At 68.2% G+C, this 3,542-nt stretch carries 4 protein-coding genes and 1 pseudogene; 4 read left to right on the forward strand and 1 reads right to left on the reverse strand.

Annotated features, from left to right (window positions below; all coding sequences use genetic code 11):
* The 3 genes and pseudogenes from ABZ749_RS31765 to ABZ749_RS31775 all read left to right on the forward strand — a co-directional run.
* Positions 1-277: pseudogene (locus tag ABZ749_RS31765) on the forward strand (hypothetical protein); the annotation flags it as partial.
* A complete protein-coding gene (locus ABZ749_RS31770) occupies positions 268-411 on the forward strand; it encodes a GPGG-motif small membrane protein (protein WP_007464364.1) in 144 nt (47 codons plus the stop codon). The pseudogene ABZ749_RS31765 and the gene ABZ749_RS31770, both read left to right, overlap by 10 nt.
* A gap of 173 nt (positions 412-584) precedes the next feature.
* On the forward strand, positions 585-1,079 hold the full coding sequence (locus tag ABZ749_RS31775) for a TspO/MBR family protein (RefSeq protein ID WP_357234313.1): 495 nt from the start codon (positions 585-587) through the stop codon (positions 1,077-1,079).
* Between the two features lie 51 nt (positions 1,080-1,130).
* Here ABZ749_RS31775 and ABZ749_RS31780 read toward each other — a convergent pair whose 3' ends face one another.
* A complete protein-coding gene (locus ABZ749_RS31780) occupies positions 1,131-1,904 on the reverse strand; it encodes a peptidoglycan DD-metalloendopeptidase family protein (protein WP_357234316.1) in 774 nt (257 codons plus the stop codon).
* Between the two features lie 250 nt (positions 1,905-2,154).
* Between ABZ749_RS31780 and ABZ749_RS31785 the strand changes: the two genes are divergently transcribed.
* On the forward strand, positions 2,155-3,542 hold a 1,388-nt coding region (locus ABZ749_RS31785; protein ID WP_357234319.1), incomplete at its 3' end, for an ABC transporter substrate-binding protein.

A 3,542-nucleotide genomic window follows, 5' to 3' on the forward strand; every position in this document is an offset into this window, starting at 1 on the left:
GACGATCATGGTGCGGATCGTCGCCGTCGGTGTGGCAGCCGGCGAGGTTGCCCAGATGATCAGCAGCACCGCGATGATCGGCACCACGATCGGTACACCCTTGAGTGAGCTGATCAGGACGTTGCGGCTGCGCTCCACCCCCGGCGGGGTACGCGTCCGCAACGTCGCGCACCCGGTGATCAAGCAGGCGTACAGCGTCTTTCACGTTGGCGATCAACTCGACACCGACCAGGTTTCCCCGATCGGCCAGTCGGGTAGTCAGAGGTCATGGAGCTGATTCTCTGGATTCTCGCAGTCGTACTCGTGGTCGCCGGCATCCTCGCGCTGTTCCGCCGGCAGATCCTGTGGGGCATCGTCCTCATCGTTGTCGGGCTGTTGGTCGGCCCGGGTGGTGTCAGCATCTTCAATTAGCGCTCGTACCTCTAACACCGGGACCCGTCGGGGTCGCCGCGACCGGAGCTTCGTCCTCCCGACAGAAGCACCGGCCGCGGCGATCCCGGCGCTTTTTTGTGGCTGCCGGCCCGGTGAACCGCCCTCCTTCCGCTCGGCGGTTTGAGCCGACCCCGAGGGGAAATATCTCGACCATGGAGATGTCTCAGGACGCGCCGGCGGCCTCCGGGCGGCGGGCGTGGTGGGCCCTCGCCGGTTTCGCGGCGGCGGTCTTCGTCGCGGCCGCGATCGGCGGCCTGGGCGTGCAGGGCACCACCGGGGAGTACGCGAACCTGCGGCAGCCCGGCTGGGCCCCGCCCTCGTGGCTCTTCGGCCCGGTCTGGTCATTGCTCTACGCGCTGATCGCGGTGGCCGGCTGGCTGGTGTGGCGCCGGGTCGGCTTCTCCCCCGCCCTCTGGGCGTGGACCGCCCAACTGGTGCTCAACGCGATCTGGACCCCGCTGTTCTTCGGCGCCGGGCAGTACGGTCTCGCGTTCGCCGAGATCGTGCTGATGTGGCTGGCGATCGGCCTGACCGTGGTGCTGTTCGCCCGGGTGTCCCGGGTGGCGACGGCGCTGCTGCTGCCGTACTGGGCCTGGGTCACCTTCGCCGCCGCGTTGAACCTGGCGATCTGGCAGCTCAACAACTGACCGCACGGTCCCCGGCGGCGACGCCCGCCGGGGACCGTGACAGTCACCGGGTCAGCAGCGGGGCACTCCCGGGATGTAGCCGTCGGAGCCGGTGTACACGTACGCGTCGGCGATGTAGCGGCCGGAGCCGATCCGGTCCCAGATCGAGCTGGTGCCGTACGTGCCGGTGACCGTGGTGCCACTGGTCTGGCAGGCGATCGTCACCCGGGTGCCGTCGGCGACGGTGCCCACCGAGGCGTACCCCGTGCCGGGGCCGGAGCGGACGGTCAGTGGCGTGCCGCTGGTGTCGACGGTGCCGTTGCCGCTGCCCGAGGAGCACCCGTTGTTACTGGTGTAGCTCTTGGTGCCCCAGTACAGCGCGAGGGTGCCATTGAAGCGGACCTGGATGTCGGCGCCGTTGAGGCGCTGCTCGTAGTGCAGGTGGGGGCCTGTCGATCCGCCGGTGCTGCCGACCCAGCCGAGCACCTTGCCGTACCCGACAGTCTGCCCGACGGAGACGTTGAAGCCGCTGAGGTGGGCGTAGTACGTGCTGTAACCGCCCCCGTGGTTGATTCGGACGTACTTGCCGTAGCTGGTGCCGCCGAGGTCGGTCACCCGGTCGACGGTGCCGGGGGCGCTCGCCACCACCGGGTCGCCCTGGTCGTCGGTGCGGTTGAAGTCGACGGCGTACGCCGGGCTGTGGTCCGACCGGGTCTGCCCGGACCAGGACTGCCCGCACGGGAACGGCACCCTGAAGGTCGGCGCGGCCAGGGCCGGGGTCGCCGGCACCAGCGCTCCCCCGACGAGGAGACCCGTCACCAACAGGCTGATCCACCGCTTTCGCATACAGCTCCTCCTATGTCGAAAACCTTCGATCCGATGGGGTCAGCCTGACAGATATCGTCAATCTTCGAAAGAGTCCTCAGCTTGTCCCGGACGCGCGCCCACCAGGCAGCCCGCAGGTTTCCGGATTGTTACTCGCTCGTGTCTGACAGGGGGTGGACCGGGCCGGATGCAAGCGCTTACATGTGTGCACGCCCAATCGGACCGGCGACGGGTCACCAGCACGACCGCGCCGGCTAGGAAGGAGGACGGCATGGCGGTCTTTACCAGACCACGCCAGGCCTTCGTGATCGCCGGTGTAGTCGGGCTGGCGCTCAGCGCCACCGCCTGCGGTACCGGCGACGACAAGAAGAGCAGCAAAGCGGGTTCCGCGGAGTGCGCCGCATACGACAAGTACGAGGGCCACGACGGCAAGAAGGTCTCCATCTACGCGTCCATCCGTGACGCCGAGGCCGACCTGCTCAGGAACTCCTGGAAGACGTTCGAGGACTGCACCGGCATCGAGATCGACTACGAGGGCAGCGGCGAGTTCGAGGCGCAGCTCCCGGTCCGGGTCGACGGTGGCAACGCCCCCGACATCGCCTTCGTGCCCCAGCCGGGCCTGGTGAAGCGCTTCGCGGACGCCGGCAAGCTGAAGAACCTGAGCGCCGACACCAAGGCCCTCGCCGAGCAGAACATGCCGGCCGACTGGCTGAAGTACGGCACCGTCAACGGGACGCTCTACGGCGTGCCGCTCGGCGCCAACGTGAAGTCCTTCGTCTGGTACTCGCCGAAGACGTTCAAGGAGAAGGGCTGGGAGGTTCCGACCACCTGGGACCAGCTCATCGCCCTGAGCGACAAGATCGCCGCCAGCGGCATCAAGCCGTGGTGCGCGGGCGTCGAGTCCGGTGACGCCACCGGCTGGCCGGCCACCGACTGGATCGAGGACGTGCTGCTGCGGACGGGCGGCCCCGAGGTCTACGACCAGTGGACCACCCACACCATCCCGTTCAACGACCCGAAGATCGTCGACGCGGTCGACCGGGCCGGCAGCATCCTCAAGAACGACAAGTACATGAACGGCGGCTTCGGCGGCGTCAAGAGCATCACCACCACCGCCTTCCAGGAGGCGGGCCTGCCGGTGACCACCGGCAAGTGCGCGATGCACCGACAGGCGTCGTTCTACGCCAACCAGTTCCCCGAGGGCACCAAGGTGGCCGAGGACGGCGACGCGTTCGCCTTCTACCTCCCGGCCATCGACCCGGCCAAGGGCAAGCCGGTGCTGGGCGCTGGCGAGTTCGTCGTCGGCTACGCCGACCGTCCCGAGGTCCAGGCCGTGCAGACCTACCTCGTCTCGGCGGAGTACGTGAACAGCCGCGCGAAGCTCGGCAACTGGGTCACGGCGAACAACAAGCTGGACATCACCAACGTCGCCAGCCCGATCGACAAGCTCTCCGTCCAGATCCTTCAGGACAAGACGGGCACCTTCCGCTTCGACGGATCCGACCTGATGCCGGCCGCCGTCGGCGCGGGAACGTTCTGGAAGGGCATGGTCGAGTGGCTGAACGGCAAGGCCGCCAACACCCCCGGTGTCATCGCGGTGACCGGGACGACCAGGGGCGGCGCGTTCTGGTCCGGTTCGGTCCAGGGGCCGGAGGCGGT

Source organism: Micromonospora sp. NPDC047753 (assembly GCF_040642735.1).
Classification (GTDB): Bacteria; Actinomycetota; Actinomycetes; order Mycobacteriales; family Micromonosporaceae; genus Micromonospora.